Annotated in this window: 20 protein-coding genes and 1 tRNA gene; 13 read left to right on the top strand and 8 right to left on the bottom strand. The window is 63.9% G+C overall.

The features are described from left to right. The first annotated feature begins 2 nt into the window (after window positions 1-2). Window positions 3-914, top strand: a complete 912-nt coding sequence (locus RHPLAN_RS10580; RefSeq protein WP_335341060.1) for a site-specific integrase — start codon at window positions 3-5, stop codon at window positions 912-914. Window positions 915-922: 8 nt separating this feature from the next. On the opposite strand, the gene RHPLAN_RS10575 is transcribed toward RHPLAN_RS10580, so the two are convergent. After that, window positions 923-998: transfer RNA gene (locus tag RHPLAN_RS10575), tRNA-Ile, on the bottom strand. Between the two features lie 93 nt (window positions 999-1,091). Then, window positions 1,092-2,060 (bottom strand): amidohydrolase family protein, encoded by a 969-nt coding sequence (locus RHPLAN_RS10570; RefSeq protein ID WP_068017020.1) that lies wholly within the window; start codon window positions 2,058-2,060, stop codon window positions 1,092-1,094. A gap of 134 nt (window positions 2,061-2,194) precedes the next feature. On the opposite strand from RHPLAN_RS10570, the gene RHPLAN_RS10565 reads away from it, so the two are divergent. The 5 genes from RHPLAN_RS10565 to RHPLAN_RS10545 all read left to right on the top strand — a co-directional run bounded on the left by RHPLAN_RS10565 (window position 2,195) and on the right by RHPLAN_RS10545 (window position 5,952). After that, complete coding sequence (locus tag RHPLAN_RS10565; RefSeq protein ID WP_084244645.1) at window positions 2,195-3,160, top strand: Bug family tripartite tricarboxylate transporter substrate binding protein; 966 nt, start codon at window positions 2,195-2,197, stop codon at window positions 3,158-3,160. Between the two features lie 22 nt (window positions 3,161-3,182). After that, window positions 3,183-3,587: a cupin domain-containing protein gene (locus RHPLAN_RS10560; protein WP_068017013.1), complete on the top strand. Its 405-nt coding sequence runs from the start codon at window positions 3,183-3,185 to the stop codon at window positions 3,585-3,587. Window positions 3,588-3,736: 149 nt separating this feature from the next. Next, window positions 3,737-4,141 (top strand): PilZ domain-containing protein, encoded by a 405-nt coding sequence (locus RHPLAN_RS10555; protein ID WP_068017011.1) that lies wholly within the window; start codon window positions 3,737-3,739, stop codon window positions 4,139-4,141. Window positions 4,142-4,228: 87 nt separating this feature from the next. Further along, window positions 4,229-5,338: an ATP-dependent DNA helicase gene (locus RHPLAN_RS10550; protein ID WP_068017007.1), complete on the top strand. Its 1,110-nt coding sequence runs from the start codon at window positions 4,229-4,231 to the stop codon at window positions 5,336-5,338. 41 nt (window positions 5,339-5,379) lie between these two features. After that, the gene (locus tag RHPLAN_RS10545) at window positions 5,380-5,952 is read left to right on the top strand and encodes a nuclear transport factor 2 family protein (protein ID WP_068017005.1); all 573 of its coding nucleotides are present in this window, start codon (window positions 5,380-5,382) and stop codon (window positions 5,950-5,952) included. A 17-nt stretch (window positions 5,953-5,969) separates the two neighbouring features. Here the strand turns inward: RHPLAN_RS10545 and RHPLAN_RS40915 are convergent, their stop codons facing one another. After that, entirely contained in the window at window positions 5,970-7,355 is a 1,386-nt protein-coding gene (locus RHPLAN_RS40915) for a transglycosylase SLT domain-containing protein (RefSeq protein ID WP_084244643.1), read from the bottom strand. A 214-nt stretch (window positions 7,356-7,569) separates the two neighbouring features. On the opposite strand from RHPLAN_RS40915, the gene RHPLAN_RS10535 reads away from it, so the two are divergent. From RHPLAN_RS10535 to RHPLAN_RS10525, 3 genes are all read left to right on the top strand, one after another. Next, the gene (locus tag RHPLAN_RS10535) at window positions 7,570-8,631 is read left to right on the top strand and encodes a hydroxyacid dehydrogenase (protein ID WP_068016999.1); all 1,062 of its coding nucleotides are present in this window, start codon (window positions 7,570-7,572) and stop codon (window positions 8,629-8,631) included. A gap of 91 nt (window positions 8,632-8,722) precedes the next feature. After that, on the top strand, window positions 8,723-9,019 hold the full coding sequence (locus RHPLAN_RS10530) for a DUF1330 domain-containing protein (protein ID WP_068016996.1): 297 nt from the start codon (window positions 8,723-8,725) through the stop codon (window positions 9,017-9,019). A gap of 15 nt (window positions 9,020-9,034) precedes the next feature. Next, window positions 9,035-9,328 carry a DUF1330 domain-containing protein gene (locus tag RHPLAN_RS10525; RefSeq protein ID WP_068016992.1) on the top strand — a complete coding sequence of 98 codons (294 nt, stop codon included), beginning with the start codon at window positions 9,035-9,037 and terminating at the stop codon, window positions 9,326-9,328. Between the two features lie 163 nt (window positions 9,329-9,491). On the opposite strand, the gene RHPLAN_RS10520 is transcribed toward RHPLAN_RS10525, so the two are convergent. Continuing rightward, window positions 9,492-9,884 carry an acyl-CoA thioesterase gene (locus RHPLAN_RS10520; protein WP_068016988.1) on the bottom strand — a complete coding sequence of 131 codons (393 nt, stop codon included), beginning with the start codon at window positions 9,882-9,884 and terminating at the stop codon, window positions 9,492-9,494. Window positions 9,885-10,003: 119 nt separating this feature from the next. On the opposite strand from RHPLAN_RS10520, the gene msrA reads away from it, so the two are divergent. Beyond that, window positions 10,004-10,702, top strand: a complete 699-nt coding sequence (gene msrA, locus RHPLAN_RS10515) for a peptide-methionine (S)-S-oxide reductase MsrA (RefSeq protein WP_068016985.1) — start codon at window positions 10,004-10,006, stop codon at window positions 10,700-10,702. A gap of 15 nt (window positions 10,703-10,717) precedes the next feature. On the opposite strand, the gene RHPLAN_RS10510 is transcribed toward msrA, so the two are convergent. Next, a complete protein-coding gene (locus RHPLAN_RS10510) occupies window positions 10,718-12,151 on the bottom strand; it encodes a UDP-N-acetylmuramate--L-alanine ligase (RefSeq protein WP_068016980.1) in 1,434 nt (477 codons plus the stop codon). 177 nt (window positions 12,152-12,328) lie between these two features. On the opposite strand from RHPLAN_RS10510, the gene RHPLAN_RS10505 reads away from it, so the two are divergent. Next, window positions 12,329-12,754, top strand: coding sequence for a YeeE/YedE family protein (locus RHPLAN_RS10505; RefSeq protein ID WP_068016976.1), 426 nt, complete (start codon window positions 12,329-12,331; stop codon window positions 12,752-12,754). 2 nt (window positions 12,755-12,756) lie between these two features. After that, the gene (locus tag RHPLAN_RS10500) at window positions 12,757-13,221 is read left to right on the top strand and encodes a YeeE/YedE family protein (protein ID WP_084244641.1); all 465 of its coding nucleotides are present in this window, start codon (window positions 12,757-12,759) and stop codon (window positions 13,219-13,221) included. An 8-nt stretch (window positions 13,222-13,229) separates the two neighbouring features. On the opposite strand, the gene RHPLAN_RS10495 is transcribed toward RHPLAN_RS10500, so the two are convergent. The 3 genes from RHPLAN_RS10495 to RHPLAN_RS10485 all read right to left on the bottom strand — a co-directional run bounded on the left by RHPLAN_RS10495 (window position 13,230) and on the right by RHPLAN_RS10485 (window position 14,831). Beyond that, entirely contained in the window at window positions 13,230-14,027 is a 798-nt protein-coding gene (locus RHPLAN_RS10495; RefSeq protein WP_068031000.1) for a lytic murein transglycosylase, read from the bottom strand. A 79-nt stretch (window positions 14,028-14,106) separates the two neighbouring features. After that, window positions 14,107-14,487 (bottom strand): thiol-disulfide oxidoreductase DCC family protein, encoded by a 381-nt coding sequence (locus RHPLAN_RS10490; RefSeq protein WP_068016973.1) that lies wholly within the window; start codon window positions 14,485-14,487, stop codon window positions 14,107-14,109. Then, window positions 14,484-14,831 (bottom strand): ArsR/SmtB family transcription factor, encoded by a 348-nt coding sequence (locus RHPLAN_RS10485; RefSeq protein WP_068030997.1) that lies wholly within the window; start codon window positions 14,829-14,831, stop codon window positions 14,484-14,486. Before RHPLAN_RS10485 ends, RHPLAN_RS10490 begins: the two co-directional genes overlap by 4 nt. Window positions 14,832-14,952: 121 nt before the next feature. On the opposite strand from RHPLAN_RS10485, the gene RHPLAN_RS10480 reads away from it, so the two are divergent. After that, window positions 14,953-16,137, top strand: a complete 1,185-nt coding sequence (locus RHPLAN_RS10480) for an MFS transporter (RefSeq protein WP_068016971.1) — start codon at window positions 14,953-14,955, stop codon at window positions 16,135-16,137. The last annotated feature ends 107 nt before the right edge of the window (window positions 16,138-16,244 follow it).

Here is a 16,244-nt window from a genome sequence, read left to right as displayed (position 1 = left end):
AGGTGTCGACCGCCACCTGCAAAGAGTACGCGAAAAAGCGCGGCGCCAAGTGGATCAAGTCTGCTGATGGCCAAGAGCGGATTGTCTGCGCTGGCGGCGCCCGGCGAGACCTGGAAGATCTGCGGGCCGCGATTGGGCACCATGCTGCCGAAAACCTGCACCGCGAGATCGTCAACGTCTGGCTGCCGCCGAAAGGCGCGCCGCGCGAGCGCTGGCTGACGCGATCCGAGGCGGCCAAGCTGATCTGGACCTGCTGGCGGTACCGCGAGACTCAGACCTGCCATCGCGGCCCCCTCAAGGGCCAGAAGATCCAGACCGACAAGCGGCCTCTCCGCCATCTCGCGCGGTTCTTGCTGGTTGGCTTGTACACCGGCACCCGCGCCGGCGCGATCGCGACCGCATCGCCAATCCGCGGGATTGGCCGCTCGTTTATCGACCTCGATGGCGGCATCTTCTATCGCTTGGCCCAAGGCCGGCGCGAAACGAACAAGCGACAACCGCCGGCACCCATCCCGCCTCGGCTGCTCGCGCATATGCGGCGATGGGTCCGCTTGGGTATTGCGTCGAATTATTTCGTCGAATGGCGCGGCAAGCCGGTCAAGTCGGTCAAGACGGCGTTGAACACGGCCACCAGACTGGCAGGACTTTCGAAGCAAGGCGGCAACGTCACGCCACACACGTTGCGACACACGGCGGCGACGTGGCTGATGCAGGCTGGCGTGCCGGTGTGGACCGCTGCCGGCTATCTCGGCATGTCGGTCGAGGTGCTGCTCAACACTTACGGCCACCATCATCCCGATTATTTGCGGGAAGCAGCCAATGCATTTGGCGGCAGGTCAGCCAAGAAAAACGTTTCTGTGGTCGAATCTGTGGTCGGCAAAAATTCCGATCAGCGCAAAAGTCAGAAACGCTAATGAAAACATGGTGGGCCCGGCAGGACTCGAACCTGCAACCAGACCGTTATGAGCGGTCGGCTCTAACCATTGAGCTACAGGCCCAGATCGCGAAGCAGCGATTGGAGAAAATATAGCAGTTCGCGATTAACGCAAAATGCAAGGAAACGGCAGTCCGCTCGGCGCGGCCACCGGCGCTCACATCCGCAACAGCCGCTTGGTGTTGCCGCTGAGGATTTTCGCCTTGTCCTCGTCGCAGAGCGGCACGCCTTCCATCCACTTCACGCCGGGCGGATTGACCACGAACGGCCAGTCGACCGCGAACAGGATGCGGTCGACGCCCATTTCCTGCACGCAGCACATCAGCGCCGGCGTCGAGAAGTTGCCGCTCGTCGTGACGTAGAAGTTGCCGCAGAAGATGTCGCGGAAGCTGATGGTCTTGGCGGCGCCCGGCCGCGCGATGGCGTGGTCGACGCGCCACACCAGGAAGGGCAGCGTCTCTCCGAGATGGCCGAGGATGACCTTCAGCTTCGGATGCTTTTCGAACACGCCCGACAGCACCATGCGGATCGCTGTAGTCGCGGTCTCGACCGTGTAGCCCCAGGCCGCGCGCACCACCATCGGGAAATCCTTGGCGTAGTCGGCATAGTAGACGTCGCCGACTCGCGGATCCGGCGTCGCCGGATGGAAATAAATCGGCACGTCGAGCGCCTCGGCTCGCTCGTAGATCGGCCAGAAGCGCTTGTCGTCGAGGAAGGTGCCGTTCGAGAGCCCGTGCATCATCGCGCCCTTGAAGCCGAGCTTGGTCACGGTGCGCTCGAGTTCGTCGGCCGCGGCTTTGGGATCGTTCGACGGCAGCGCCGCGAAGGCGGCGAAGCGCTTCGGGTTCGCGGCGCAAGCGGCTGCAAGGCGGTCGTTGACGCCACGCACCAAGTGGGCCGCGCCTTCGGCCGGCAGCTTCTGCGCCGAGGGCGCGCCATGCGAGATCACCTGCATGTCGATGCCGACCTCGTCCATCTCCTTGATGCGGAGCGCACCGAGATCGAACAGCCGGTCCATCTGCGGACCGGGCCGGCCGGATTCGAGACCGACATAGGTTTTGGACAGTTCAGCGTCCCAATAATGCTCTTCGACGGCGATGACCGGGCAATTCGGCTTCTTGAACATTCCACTCCCCTTCGGATTCAAGCCCGTTTGGTATCAAGGGCGCGACCGCCTGTCACGGCGGGATCGTGCTGGACCCGCCATAAAGCTTCTCTCTATGATGACGGCAAAACAACACGGCGGCGACAGAGGGACGGATGCTTCGCAGGATTTTCGGGCCATTGGCCCTGCTGCTCACTTTGTCATGTCCCCTCGCCGCTCATGCGCAGGACTGGCCGTCGCGGCAGCCGATCAAGGTGATCGTGCCGTTCACAGCCGGCAGCAGCACCGATATCGCGGCCCGCACCGTATTCGATCAGGTCAGCCGGCAGCTCGGCCAGACTTTCGTGGTCGAGAACAAGGGTGGCGCCGGGACCTCGCTCGGCTCCTATCTTGCAGCCAAGTCGGATCCGGACGGTTACACCATCCTGGTCAATTCGACCTCTCACGTGGTGGTGGCCTCGACCTACGCGAAGCTGCCTTACAGCGTCGCCGACGACTTCGCGCCGATCGGCGCCATTGCCGATATTCCGTTCCTGGTCGGCACCAACACCAAGTTCAAAAGCCTGAAAGAGCTGATCGAAACCGCCAAGAAGCCCGGCGGGAGTATTCTCTACGGCACCGCCGGCGCCGGCTCGTCAGGCCATCTGTTCATGGAATTGCTGCGGCTCACCGCTGGATATCCGACCACGCACGTGCCGTTCCGCGGCACGCCCGAGGCGATGACCGAAATGATCGCAGGCCGCCTTGATATGTACCCCACGCCGGCCGCGAACGCGGTTCCGCTCACGCGTCAGGGCCAGATCAATTCGCTCGCGGTGAGCTCGCCGAAGCGCCTGCCGTCTCTGCCGGAGGTCGCAACGCTGCGCGAACTCGGCCTTGCCGACGCCGAATACCAGTTCTGGGTCGGCGCCTTTGCACCGGCCAAAACACCGAGGCCGATCGTCGAGCAGCTCAACCGCCATATCGCCCTGGCCTTGAACATGAAAGACGTTGCCGACAAACTGCTCGCGCTCGGTGGCAGCCCGATGCCGATGGCGACCGCCGAGTTCGAAGGTTTCGTTCAGAAGCAGATCGAGCTCAACGCCAAGATCGTCAAGGCCGCCGGCTATCAGCCGCAATAAGGTTCCAGGGAGAATCCGTCATATGCATGCATTCAGCCTGACCAAGGAGCAGGAGTGGGATCCCAAAAAGCACGTCGAGAAGATTCTCGGCGAGGTCGAGGATGGCGATTACACCGTTGCCTGCTGGGAGCCCGGACAGATCAGCCCGAACCACTGCCATCCGCACGCGACCGAAATCTATTTCTGCTTCTCAGGCGGCGGCAGGATGCGAACACCGAAGGAAACCATCGACGTGGTGCCAGGCTCCTTCGTGGTGCATCCGCCGGGCGAAGTGCATGAATACATCAACGGTCCGGAGCGCACACTACTGTTCCGAGTGCGCTATGGCTCGGACATGCTGTCGCGCCATATCGAATGGCGCGGACATGCGGACTTCAAGCAGAGCGCGGACGACGCCGCATACTATCGGCAGAATCCACCGGTCTGACACTTTCGCTTTACGGCTGGACACGATTGGTTCACCATGCGCACCGTCGCGTGGTGAATCGCTCGCCGCGGATTTTTCCCAGATTCTCATCACCTTTCCCGGCGCTACGTTAAACAAATCCTTAGCGGAACTCCGTTAGCATGCAGTCCATGGCCAATCCCGCCGAAGCCCGCCCCTCCGAGCGCCGGCGCACCCCGCGCCAGAAAAGCTTTCTGCGCGGCATGATCTATTTCAACAATCGCCGCAGCGTGGCCGACTGCCTGATCCGCGACATCTCGCCGTTCGGCGCGCGGCTGATCTTCTCCGACGCGGTGACCACTCCGGACGTGCTCGACCTGTACATTCCCCAGAAGGAGCAGACGCTCCGCGCGCAGGTGATTTGGCGGGTCGGTCATGAGGTCGGCGTCGCCTTTCCGCAGGCGATCCACCCGGAGCCCGCAACGGCCGCCGCGAGCGACCTCGCCGACCGCGTGACAAAGCTCGAAGCCGAGGTGGCGGCACTCAAGCGCGCGCTGAAGAAGCTCACATCGGGCTCCGACTCGGACCTCGCCTGATCCGGCGGCCGCCACCGGTGCGCAGAATCCTCTTGTTCCCTATTTGTTCTTGACATATATTGCGCACGTTTTTCGACGCGGCAGGTCATGACTGTATTCACTCCGCATCAGGACGCCGCGTTGACTGCGGTCGCCGATTGGTTGAAAGCGCGGCCCGGCAAGGGCAGCACGCCGCAAACCTTCCGGCTGTTCGGCTATGCCGGAACCGGCAAGACGACGCTCGCGCGCCACATCGCCGAGAGCGTCGATGGCAAGGTGCTGTTCGCGGCCTTCACCGGCAAGGCCGCGCTCGTGATGCGCAGCAAGGGCTGCGAACGCGCCTCGACCATTCACAGCCTGATTTATAAGACACGCGAGAGCGGCGAAGAGGTGCCGAGCTTCGACCTGTGGGACGACGCACCGGCCTCCAAGGCCTCGCTGATCGTGATCGACGAATGCTCGATGGTCGACGCCGAGCTCGGGCGCGATCTGATTTCGTTCGGCGTGCCGCTCCTGGTGCTCGGCGATCCAGCGCAATTGCCGCCGATCCAAGGCGGCGGTTTCTTCACCGATGCCGAGCCGGACGCGATGCTGACCGAAGTGCATCGCCAGGCCGCGGACAATCCGATTGTGCGGCTGTCGATGGACATCCGCGAAGGCCGTGAGCTCGAGCCCGGCAGCTACGGCGAGACCGAGGTGGTGAGCAAGCAATCGCTCGATCCTTCGCGCGTGCTCGATGCCGATCAGGTGCTGGTCGGGCGAAACGCCACGCGGCGTGCCTATAACGCACGGATGCGGCTGCGCCGCGGCTTCGACGGCGAGATGCCTTTGACCGGCGACAAGCTCGTGTGCCTGCGCAACAACAAGCGCAAGGGTCTGTTCAACGGCGGACTATGGTCGGTGAAGGAAAAGCCCACGACCCGGCGCGACTTCATCAGCATGCGCATCCAGCCGGACGACGGCTACGCCGGCAAGGGCATCAAGGTCTCGGTGCGGCCGGAATGCTTCACCGGCGGCATCGAAGCTGTCGAATGGATGATGCGCAAATACTACGACGAGTTCGATTACGGCTACGTGCTGACCGTGCACAAATCGCAAGGCTCGCAGTGGGACGACGTGGTGCTGTTCGACGAGTCGATGGCGTTCGGTGAAAGCCGCCAGCGCTGGCTCTACACCGGCGTGACGCGCGCCGCACAGCGGTTGACAGTGGTGGTGTAAAGGCACGAGCCTTTGCCCGGACCAACATCCGGGAGAGCGTGATGCCAAGTGAGCGCACAAGTGAGCGCACAAGTGAGCGCACGAGTGAGCGCACAAGCCGCACCATCGAGGAGCGCCTCCGCGCGATCGAAGACCGGCTCGACATCCTCAATCTGATCGCGAGCCATCCGCCGAGTGCGGACAGCGGCGCCGACTACTTCACCCGGCAAGTCTACACCGACGACGGCGTGATCGATCTCGGCGGCGGCAAGGCCGCAAGCGGCAACGACGAGGTCGCCGCAATGGTCAAGACGCCGGGCCATCAAGCCGCGATCGCCGGCGGGCTCGCGCATTTCTGCGGCCTGCCGCGCATCGACATCGATGGCGACGCCGCCACGGTGACATCCTATCTGCAGATCATCACGCCGCATCCGAATGCCGAGCCACACGAGGTGCCGAACCACGGCACGACACGCGGCTTTCGGATCCACCGCGTCGGCGCCAACCGCTGGGAGCTCGTACGCACCGCGTCGGGCTGGAAAATCAAGCGCCGCACGTTGCGGCCGCTGGACGGCACGGAGCCAGCCCGCGAGCTCCTGCGCGGCGCTCTCAAATCATACGAAAAGGTCGGCTGAGCCGCCGACCGTCGCCCCTACCAGCTTTGGCGTCGCGCCGGCTCGGGCGGCGTGGTCAACTTCTTGAAGAACGTGACAAGCGCCGGTGTCTCAGTCTCGGGCTGCCGACTGCCGTGGTGCACGTGCCGGTGGGAAGCGCGACGCGCGGACTTGCCTTGATGCTCCGATTTCTCTTCGATCGCCGGTCTCCGCTGCGGTAGCGGCACCGCTTGCGGATCGAGCTTCGCCACTTGCTGCATTGCCGGTGGCTCGGCGGGCCGGCTCAACTCCGCCCGAGCTTGCTCCGGCATCGCGCCGCCCTCGGACGCCGCAGCGTCTTGCCTGGTCGCAGTGCCTTGCCCGGTCACCTCAAGGTTGACCAACCTCTTCGGCGCTTGGGCAGGTCGCGGCTTGGGCATCGGCAGCATCGAAGTCGCCGGCTGGGTCGCATCCGAAGATGCCTGCTCCGTCGCCGCCGCAAGGTCAGACGCGACAGCGTCCTGTTTGGTCGTGTCCCGACCGGCCACGTCGAGCTTTGCCAGAACCTTCGGCGCCTGGGCGGGCCGCGGTTTCGGCATTGGCAACATCACCATCGCGGGCTGCTCCGGTGTCAGCGCCGGCGGCCAAGCTTGCTCCACGTCAGCCGCCTTGGCGACGGTCTGAGGCGGAGCCGCCTCAGGTCGCTGCGCCGGTCGCGGCAATGGCAGCGTCGGCGTGTAGATCGGTTGAGGCTCGGCGGCTGGCGCAGCAGGAGCCGCGGCGAGCTGCAACGAAGCGCTTTGAACGGGCGCGCTCGGTCGCGCGTTTGGTTGCGGCGCGCTCGGCGGCGCTTGTACGCTCTGAGCCTGCACGTTGAAGGCCTTCGGCCGCACGATGGTCTGCACCTGTACGATCTTCGGTCGCAGAGCGTCGAATGGAGCGGAGATCCGCTCGGCAGCAGCGAGTTGCTGGGCCCTGTCTTCGGCCGCTGGTGCCCGCTCCTTTGTCGCAACCTGCACGACGGCTGGCACCGCACGCGGCCCGCAGCTCGACATCGGCTTCTTGTAAAAGCCGCGCTGATAATAGGCGATGGCGCGCTGCTCGATGCATCCTGCCGCGCGATAGGCGCTGGCAAGATACCTCACCGCGTAGGTCATGTTGGTGTCGGCATCGAGCAGCCCTTCGGCGCTGCCTGTGTAGCCCAGTGACCGCGCAGTGCCGAGGCGGATCTGCATCAGGCCGAAATTGCCTTTGCTGATGACGCGCGGGTTGCCCTTGCTTTCGATGTAGATGACACGGCGCACCAGAGATTCCGGCACGCCATTCGCCGAAGCGTGCTTGGTGACCAGCGCATCATGTTGACCGGCGATCGCGCCACCGGCCAACGCGACAAACGCGCAGGTGCCCGACGCAAGCAAGGCCCACTTTGGAAGCGTTCTTGTCATCTGCGTTTTGATACCTGCAACACCTCCCCCTTTCAAGGAAAAGCCATGTTCTATGCGGGCTTACGTGGAACATCGTTGCGAAATCGCCTTGGGGCTCTGGATAACCTGGGGCAAAAATGGGGCGACGCCGGTACGGCAGGGAACCGCTGGACGGACCCGCAATGCAATGGCAAGAATTCTGCGCAGTTCCGGGCGGTATTTTGGGGTGGAAACAATGGCCGAGAGCGCCAAAGAGAACGTCAAGCGCGTGTTCTATGTTCGTTTCGTCAACCACCCGATCTATCTCGATCTGATTGCGCAGCGGCCGGAGATCAGGCTCGACAAGCTGGAAAACGACTCGTCTGACGCGGTCGCCAATCCGATCATGGCCGCGGCGCATGCGTATCAGGTGAGTTCTGCGCGCGACGAATTGCCGATCAAGTATCACGCCACGAAGGAGCTGCTCGCGCGCTCGCCGAACCTCCTCATCGTGTCGACCGGCGGCGCCGGCTACGACACCGTCAACGTCAAGGACTGCACCGACGCGGGTGTGCTGGTGGTCAATCAGACCGGCGGTAATGCGGACGCGGTCGCGGCGCATGTACTCGCCATGGTGCTGATGCTGTCGAAGCAGATCGCCCAGACCGACCACACGCTGCGCAAGGGCACGATGCACGACCGCAACGCCTTCATGGGATCGGACATCAACAACCGCACCATCGGCATTATCGGGCTCGGCAATGTCGGGCGCCGCGTGGCGCGGCTCTGCAAGACGCTGTTCGACATGAACGTGATCGCCTGCGATCCCTATCTCGACGAGAAGACCATCGCCGAGCGTGGCGCCACCAAGGTGACGCTCGACGAATTGCTCCGCCGTTCCGATTTCGTCTCGGTCAATTGCCCGCTCGACGACGTCTCGCGCAACATGATCAGCACGCGCGAGTTCGGACTGATGCAGAAGCACGCCTTCTTCATCACCACGGCGCGCGGCTTCATCCACGACGAAAAGGCGCTGGAAGAAGCGCTGCGCGCCAAGCAGATCGCGGGCGCGGGCCTCGACGTCTGGTCGAAGGAGCCGCCGCAGCCCGACCATCCGCTGCTGCAGTTCGACAACGTGATCGCGAGCCCCCACACCGCGGGCGTGACCAAGGAAGCGCGCGCCAACATGGGCAAGTTCGCGGCCACCCAGCTGATCGATGCCCTCGACGGCAAGCGCCCGCCGCGCATCGTCAATCCCGACGTGTGGCCGGTCTATGCCAAGCGCTTCGAGCGCACGTTCGGCTTCCGTCCGGAGTGACACCAGTTCACATCAGAGACTGGCTGTTTTCCGGCGCGGCTTGCGCTACTGTTCCCGCCCCTTAATGACGAACTCGAGTGGAGAGTTGAAAATGGCGAAGAAGGGCTATCTCGTTTCGGCGTATCGTTCGATCAACAACCCGGACAAGCTTGCGGCTTATGCCAAGCTCGCGGGCCCGGCGTTCGCGAAATACGGCGCGCGCTATGTCGCTCGCGGCGATGCCGCGGCGGCCTACGAGGCCGGCATCAAGCAGCGCATCGTGATCGTGGAGTTCGAAAGCGTCGCCAAGGCCATCGAGGCCCACGACAGCCCGGAATATGGCGCCGCCCTCAAGGCGTTCGACGGTTGCGCCGAGCGCGACCTGCGCATCGTCGAAGGGCTCGAGTAGCGGGAGCCGGCCACCATGCCCAAGGGCTATTGGGTGACGATCTATCGCAAGATCAAGGACCCGGCGAAGCTTGCGGCCTATGCGGAGCTCGCGCCGAAGGCCACCGCCCCGTTCGGCGGCAAGTATCTGGCACGCGCCACCGCATCGAGCGCCTACGAGGCGGGACTGAAGGACCGCATCGTGATCTCGGAGTTTCCGAGCGTCGAGCAGGCCAAGGCCGCCTACGAGAGCGACGGCTACCAGGCCGCGCTCAAGGCGCTCGGCGATGGCGCCGAGCGCGACGTACGGATCGTGGCGGGGCTGGAGTAGCCGCAGACACGCTCCTCTCCCGGCCTCATCCTGAGGAGCCACGCGAAGCGTGGCGTCTCGAAGGATGGGGCCGTCCCCGACGGGGCCAGCTCGTCCTTCGAGACGCACTCGCTTCGCTCGTGTTCCTCAGGATGCGGTGGAGAGAAAGTCGAGCAAGCCAAAGCTACACATCCTTCGGGATCGGCCGTGGGCGGCCAGCGTCGTCGATGGCAACAAACGTGAAGGTCGCGTCGGTGACCTTCTCCTGAAGATGGGTCTGAAAGCGCCGCGCCCAGGCCTCGACATGGATCTTCATCGAGGTGCGGCCCACGCTCTCCACCTCGGTGTAGACCTCGAGCACGTCGCCGACCCGCACCGGACGGATGAACTGCATGGCATCGAGCGCCACCGTGACGACACGGCCGCGGGCGCGCTCGACACCGGCAATGCCGCCGGCCTGGTCCATGCGCGACAGAACCCAACCGCCGAAGATATCGCCATTGGCATTGGTGTCGGCCGGCATCGCGCTGATGCGGACTGTGAGCATGCCGCGCGTCGTGGTGTCGCTGTCTGCCATGGGAATCGGGCTCTCCAGTTGTCGCCGCATCTTACGGCTTCACGGAAGCGTGTGAAAACGTGTTTGGGCGAAGGGCCGTGCCGACGATAGACTCCTGACAACAAACCAAGGAGACACCCATGCGCCTTCCGACTCTGGTCGGCACCGCCTTTGCGGCTCTTGCGGCCATCGCAGCCCTCCCCCTCGTTCGCGCCCATTCCGAAAGCGCCGTGCAGATCGACGCTCCGAAGGTCGACGCGACACCCGCCGAAGGCCTGCAGACCGCAGTGCTGGCGGGCGGCTGCTTCTGGGGTATCCAGGCGGTCTATCAGCACACCAAGGGCGTGACGAAAGCCGTGTCAGGCTATGCGGGCGGCGACAAGAAGGACGCCGACTATCACACGGTGTCGAACGGCCGCACCGGCCACGCCGAGAGCGTGCAGGTGACATTCGATCCCAAGCAGATCTCCTACGGCCAGATCCTGCAGGTGTTCTTCTCGGTGGCGCACAACCCGACCGAACTCAACCGCCAGGGGCCGGACAGCGGCCCGCAATACCGCACCGAGATTTTCCCGCAGACCGAAGAGCAGGCGAAAATCGCCAAGGCCTATGTGGCGCAACTTGACGCCGCCAAGGCGTTTCCGCGGCCGATCGTAACCAAGACCGGCACCATGAAGGCCACATTCTACCCGGCCGAGGCCTATCATCAGGATTACGCGTTCAACAATCCCGGCAATCCGTACATCGCCTTCAACGACGCGCCGAAGGTGGAGAACCTCAAGCGCATGTTCCCGGCGCTTTATCGCGACAAGCCGGTGTTGGTCGCAGACGCGAAGTAGCGCCGAAGGGCTTTTTTAGACAGCCACTGCGTGCTTGCCAGGATACTTCTGGTCCACGAGCCTCGGGATGGTCTTGATCAGGCCGCCGAGCTCGCCGGAGGTGAGCAGGAGCACCACGTCGTCGGGCTTCAGCATGCCGTCGAGCCGCTCTAGCGCTTCCTTCGGCTCGACGAACGGCTCTGCATCATACCCGGCGCTTCGCACCCGGCCGACGATTTCCGCCTGGGTGAGCTGGGCGTGCGTGCCCGCACCCTGCGATGCCGGCTCGTAGATGAAGATCTTGGACGCACCGTCGAACACGTCGTCATAGGCGGCGATCGCCTCTCGATTGCGCCAGGTGAAGGTGTGGGGCTCGAAAACCACCACCAGACGCCGGTCGGGGAAATGCAGCTTGATCGCTGCGATCGCGCTCCTGGCTTTCTCGTACGAAGAGCCGAAGCCCTCGTACACCGGCACGGTCGATGCCATCGAGAGCAACTCCATGCGGCGCTTGACGCCCATGAACGACGCCATCCCGGCGCGCAACTCGTCGGGCGACAACAGCCCCTTTTCCAGCAGCATGGCGCTGACGCCGACGATGTTCTCGATGTTGTGGTTGCCGAGGTGATGGGTCGCAAGACGTACCACCTTTTCGTTGCCCTGCATCAGATCGAAATCGGTTCGGGCGCCGTGCACGATCTTGTCCGCGTGCCAATTGGCCCGGTCGTCCAACGCGTAGTACACGGCGCGCCGGCCGGTTGCCTGAACGAGCGCACGGGCGTGAGGCTCGCTGCTGCAAGCGACCAGCACGCCGTCGGGCGGCAGACCATCCAGCAGCGCGCGGAACGGCTTCAGAAAATCCGCATGGGTGGGAAACACGTTGATGTGGTCGTGCGTCGCCGACGTGAGCAGAACGTTCTTGGCGTTGTAACGAAGAAACTTCGACGTGTTGTCCCAGTTCGACGACGGATATTCGTCCCCTTCGAGGACGAACACCGGGCCTTTGCCCCGCTGCGCGTAGCTCTCGAAGCCGTTGGTGACCTCACCGATGAAGTAACTCGGATCTTTCTTAGCTGCCCGTAAACACCAAGCGAGCAGCGCGGTGCATGTCGATTTTCCATACGAGCCCGCAACCACGATGTTTTCGGAAGCCACCGTCAGTTCATGCACGATATCGGCGAATGAGCGCACCAGCTTGCCGCTCGCAAAGGCGGCGCGCACCTCCTCGTTGGTCTCAGGGACCAACTTGGCGTTCTTGCCGATGACGATGACGTCGGCGTCGGCGGGGATGTTCTCCTTGCGATAGCCTTTCGCGAAAGGAACCTTGGCGCTTTCGAGATAGTCGCTGACCGGCGGATAGAAACCCTCGTCGGAGCCGCTGATCTCCACGCCCATCTGCTTCAAGAGCAGCGCGGTGGCGCTCATGCCCTTGCCGGCAATCCCGATGAAGTGTGCCTTGGAAAAATTCATTCACCCCCCGACAACGGTAACGTCCTCGTCGACCTCGGTCGACAGCGCTTCGCAACCGCGCTCCGATCGAATTGTATTGAGGCCCTCCATCTGCTGTAAAGTTTTTCGCTGGATGGGGCTTAATTTGGCCGAGACGCGCGCATCTGATATTCGTCTCGCAACTTCCTGGTGCGGAACATGGCATCCTTCGATCCGATCTCAGCCCTTGCGGGCGGTGCGCTGGTTGGGCTCGCCTCAGCGATGCTCATGATGCTCATCGGCCGTATCGCTGGTATCAGCGGTATTCTGGGCGGTGGCCTCACACTGGTTCCCGGCGACAAGCTCTGGCGATTGGCGTTCGTCGCAGGCCTTGTTCTGGCGCCAACCGTCAGCGGGCTATTGGGCCATCCGATGCCTGAGCCGCAGATGCCGGACGGCTACCTCATGGTCATCGCCGCCGGACTGCTGGTCGGCTTTGGCGCGAGGCTGGGTGGCGGCTGCACCTCGGGCCATGGCGTTTGCGGGATCGCGCGCTTCTCGGCGCGCTCAATCGCGGCAACGGCAATCTTCATGTCCACTGCCGTCGTGGTTGTCGCGGTCATGCGCCACGGCTTTGGAGGCTGACCATGACGGCATTTGCAAGCCTCATCTGCGGATTGATCTTCGGCACCGGCCTGGTCGTCTCCGGCATGACCCAACCCGCGAAGGTTCTCGGGTTTCTCGACCTCTTCGGCCACTGGGACCCGACCTTGGCCTTCGTGATGGTCGCGGCGCTCGTGGTGTCGGCTGTGGGATTTGGATTGGCGCGACGGCAGCAACGGCCGCTTCTGGCTGTTCAATCACTATGGCCCACGCGATCCGGGATCGATCGGTCCCTGGTTGTCGGATCCATCCTGTTCGGAGCTGGCTGGGGCCTTGTCGGGCTTTGTCCGGGTCCGGCATTGGTGAATCTCGCAACACTGATGCCGAGCGTGATCGTGTTCGTGTTGGCGATGGCGGCCGGGATGATCCTCAAGGATACATGGGACCATCTGGCCACCGTCACGAACCGCGCACCCGATCGCCCGGCGTCATCAGCAGCTGACGGTTAGCCGCGCTCTCAGCGCAGCCGGTCCGCGAACAACCCGATCGTCTTGCGATAGACCTCGGCGCGGTTCCACTCGCGCATCACTTCGAAATTTCGAGAGCCCTGGTGATAGTCGCCGCCGGGCTGCCAGCCGTTGGTCTTGAGCAGGTTCGCTGTCGAGGCGAGCACGTCCGGTACGCTGTGGCGCAGATCGACGTGGCCGTTGCCGTCGAAGTCGACGCCGTACTTGATATAGGAGGACGGCAAGAACTGGGTCTGGCCGATCTCGCCCGCATAGGCGCCGATCAGATCGCGCAGCGGCAGGTCGCCGCGCTGCAAGATGGCGAGCGCTGCGAGCAATTCGCCTTGGAAGAGATCGGTGCGGCGGCAATCGTGCGCGAGAGTCGCGACCACGCGGATCACCGGCAGCTTGCCCATGTCGCCGGTGCCGAAATCGGTTTCGAGCCCCCAGATCGCGACCAGAAGATTGCCCGGCACGCCGAAACGCTGCTCGACACGTTGCAACAGCGCGGCGTTGCGCTGCAGACGTGCCTTGCCGCCACTGATGCGGCCGCCGGTGACGCGGGTCGCGGCATACTCTTCGAAGCTCTTGCGGAAGGTGCCGCGCTGGCGGCGATCGAAGGACAGCACGCCTTGATCCTGCGAGACTCCGGCAAAGGCCTGATCGACCACGCCGCGCGAGACACCCTTGCCCTGCGCCTCGCGGGCCATCGTGGCGAGGAACGAGCCGAAGTCGCCGCCGCATTGCGCGGCGTGCAGGGGAGTTGCGAGAAGCATCAGAAACAGAACTGCAAGCAGCCGCCGCATCATGCCGGATTCCTCGTTTTCCCTGCCAATGATCGCATGCCAGCGCGGCAATGCGAAGCGGCCTTTCGGGCGCTACGCGCCGCTACCAATGGCCCTTGCGCTTGTTCCAGGAAAACAACCCGTCGGCAAAACGGTCGTAGAAGAAACGCGTCAAAGGCAGGACCGCCCGGTTGCCAAAGAACCTTGCAAGCCAGGCTTCGCCTGGCTTGACGCGCCAGATGGCGATCGCAACGTCGGCGCCGACGATCAGACGGCCGCTCTCGTCGGTCGCATGCAGCCGGCGGCGGATGTCATCGAGCGAGGCGCCGAAGCCTGCCAGTGCATCGGGCTCCTGGTTGATGTCGCGAAAGGCGATGCGGCCCGCGCGGACAGCGTCGATGAGCTTGTTGCGCTGGCGGGAAATGCCGGCATCGCAGACCGGACAACGGGTGTTGTACCAGACCACGAGGCGGGGGTCGGTCATGCCCGATCCCTGCGGCGCGCGGCGGCGCGCGTGGGCGGGCGCGCCGCCGCAAGGATGCTGTCCAGAAGCCCCGGAAAGCGGGTGTCGAGGTCCTTGCGGCGCAATGAGAGGTAACGCGCGGTGCCTTGCTGCCGCACGGAGACGACGCCCGAGGTCCTGAGCTTGGCGAAGTGATAGGCCAGGTTGGTCTTGCTGCCGAGCGCCAGGAAAGACTGGCAGCGCGCCTCGGGCTCCGCGCTTTCGGCAAGCTGCGCCACGATGGCAAGCCGTGTCGGATCGCTCAGCGCATCGAGCACCGCAGGCAGTGCAATCTTGGCTTTGTCGGGATGACTGAGCCCGGGCATGCCCTCGCCTAGCACCACCATTCATGAATTTCAATGTTCAATGAGATTTGAACATTGAATTGGCCGGACGGGTCAAGTCCTGCCTATCTAGTTCAACATTCATTGAACAGAGAGGCATTCCATGTTTGCCCGTTTGGCTTGGCTCGCGCTCGGCACCTTTGCGATCGGCACCGAAACCTGGGTGATCGCGGCGTTGTTGCCGCCGATCGCCGCAGACCTTTCGATTCAGGTGGCGACCGCAGGCGCGCTGGTCACCGTGTTCGCGCTCGCTTATGCGTTCGGCTCGCCGGTGCTGGCGGTGGTGGCGGGCTCCGTCGACCGCAAATGGCTGCTGATCTCGTGTCTCGGCGTGTTCACGCTCGCCAATATCGGCGCAGCCAACGCGCAGGGTTTCAAACAGTTGCTCATCGCCCGCGTACTGATGGCCCTGGTGTCGGGGCTCTACGTGCCGACCGCGAGCGCGGTTGCAACCGTTTTGGTGAAGCCCGAACAGCGCGGCCGTGCCATCTCCGTCGTGATCGGCGGTATGGCTGTGGCGGTCGCGCTTGGCGCGCCGATCGGCGCACTCATCGGGGCCATGTCGAACTGGCGGATGACCTTCGCGCTGGTGGCCGTCCTTGGCGCGATCGCTATCGTGGGCCTTCTGATCGGACTGCCCCGCGACCTGCCACGGCCGGTGACCACGATCGGCCAGCGGCTCGCCGCAGCACGGCGGCCGGAGATTTTGCACGGACTTTCGGTGACGCTCCTCTTCGCCACGGGCGTCTTTACGGTGTTCACCTATCTCGCGTTGCTCCTCGGACAAGCTGCGGGACTCGATCCGCGCGGCATCAGCGCGACACTGTTCCTGTTCGGCGTTGCGGCGGCTCTCGGCAACGCGCTGGGCGGCACGAGTTCCGACCGCTTTGGTCCGCTGCGCACCGCTCGCATCGGCCTGTCTTTGCTGGTCGCGGTGTTTGTCGTGATTGCCCTGGCGGCAAACGCGCTGCCGACGCCGCAAGCCGCGCCAGTGATCGTCGCCAGCATCGGCGCGTGGGGACTGGTCGCCTGGTGCGTCTATGCGGCGATGATGGCGAATCTCGTTCGGATCGCGCCCGAACTCGCGATGGTGACACTCTCGCTCAACGCTTCGACCTTCTACTTTGGCGTGGCGCTTGGCTCTTTCGTGGGCTCTCTGGTGCTGCGATTTGGCACCGGCAAGCTCGCCTGGGTCGCCGCCGCGCTGGAGCTTGCGGCGCTCACGGTGCTGCTCTTCGAGCGTCGGACCGAACGCATGCCGCGCGTTGCACGTGAGGACGCCGCCTGAGCCGAAATCCCAGCGATTGCCGGGATCCGGCCGCATTGCGCTTTTCCGCCTTTTGGTGCAAAGAGCCTCGCGCGGACGGGGCGGCGCGATCCAAAAAGAAGGCGGAA

The sequence above is a fragment of the Rhodoplanes sp. Z2-YC6860 genome (assembly GCF_001579845.1).
GTDB lineage: Bacteria > Pseudomonadota > Alphaproteobacteria > Rhizobiales > Xanthobacteraceae > Z2-YC6860.
The sequence above is the reverse complement of the archived record's forward strand: the minus strand, read 5'-3'. Positions and strand labels throughout refer to the sequence as shown.

Excerpts from the sequence above, each read along its gene's own strand:
- RHPLAN_RS10510 (WP_068016980.1), bottom strand. The coding sequence starts at position 12,151 with ATGAATTTTTCCAAGGCACACTTCATCGGGATTGCCGGCAAGGGCATG.
- RHPLAN_RS10570 (WP_068017020.1), bottom strand. The coding sequence starts at position 2,060 with ATGTTCAAGAAGCCGAATTGCCCGGTCATCGCCGTCGAAGAGCATTAT.
- RHPLAN_RS10500 (WP_084244641.1), top strand. The coding sequence starts at position 12,757 with ATGACGGCATTTGCAAGCCTCATCTGCGGATTGATCTTCGGCACCGGC.
- RHPLAN_RS10485 (WP_068030997.1), bottom strand. The coding sequence starts at position 14,831 with ATGCCCGGGCTCAGTCATCCCGACAAAGCCAAGATTGCACTGCCTGCG.
- RHPLAN_RS10550 (WP_068017007.1), top strand. The coding sequence starts at position 4,229 with ATGACTGTATTCACTCCGCATCAGGACGCCGCGTTGACTGCGGTCGCC.
- RHPLAN_RS40915 (WP_084244643.1), bottom strand. The coding sequence starts at position 7,355 with ATGACAAGAACGCTTCCAAAGTGGGCCTTGCTTGCGTCGGGCACCTGC.
- RHPLAN_RS10560 (WP_068017013.1), top strand. The coding sequence starts at position 3,183 with ATGCATGCATTCAGCCTGACCAAGGAGCAGGAGTGGGATCCCAAAAAG.
- msrA (WP_068016985.1), top strand. The coding sequence starts at position 10,004 with ATGCGCCTTCCGACTCTGGTCGGCACCGCCTTTGCGGCTCTTGCGGCC.
- RHPLAN_RS10530 (WP_068016996.1), top strand. The coding sequence starts at position 8,723 with ATGGCGAAGAAGGGCTATCTCGTTTCGGCGTATCGTTCGATCAACAAC.
- RHPLAN_RS10555 (WP_068017011.1), top strand. The coding sequence starts at position 3,737 with ATGGCCAATCCCGCCGAAGCCCGCCCCTCCGAGCGCCGGCGCACCCCG.
- RHPLAN_RS10525 (WP_068016992.1), top strand. The coding sequence starts at position 9,035 with ATGCCCAAGGGCTATTGGGTGACGATCTATCGCAAGATCAAGGACCCG.
- RHPLAN_RS10495 (WP_068031000.1), bottom strand. The coding sequence starts at position 14,027 with ATGATGCGGCGGCTGCTTGCAGTTCTGTTTCTGATGCTTCTCGCAACT.
- RHPLAN_RS10490 (WP_068016973.1), bottom strand. The coding sequence starts at position 14,487 with ATGACCGACCCCCGCCTCGTGGTCTGGTACAACACCCGTTGTCCGGTC.
- RHPLAN_RS10520 (WP_068016988.1), bottom strand. The coding sequence starts at position 9,884 with ATGGCAGACAGCGACACCACGACGCGCGGCATGCTCACAGTCCGCATC.
- RHPLAN_RS10545 (WP_068017005.1), top strand. The coding sequence starts at position 5,380 with ATGCCAAGTGAGCGCACAAGTGAGCGCACAAGTGAGCGCACGAGTGAG.
- RHPLAN_RS10505 (WP_068016976.1), top strand. The coding sequence starts at position 12,329 with ATGGCATCCTTCGATCCGATCTCAGCCCTTGCGGGCGGTGCGCTGGTT.
- RHPLAN_RS10535 (WP_068016999.1), top strand. The coding sequence starts at position 7,570 with ATGGCCGAGAGCGCCAAAGAGAACGTCAAGCGCGTGTTCTATGTTCGT.
- RHPLAN_RS10480 (WP_068016971.1), top strand. The coding sequence starts at position 14,953 with ATGTTTGCCCGTTTGGCTTGGCTCGCGCTCGGCACCTTTGCGATCGGC.
- RHPLAN_RS10565 (WP_084244645.1), top strand. The coding sequence starts at position 2,195 with ATGCTTCGCAGGATTTTCGGGCCATTGGCCCTGCTGCTCACTTTGTCA.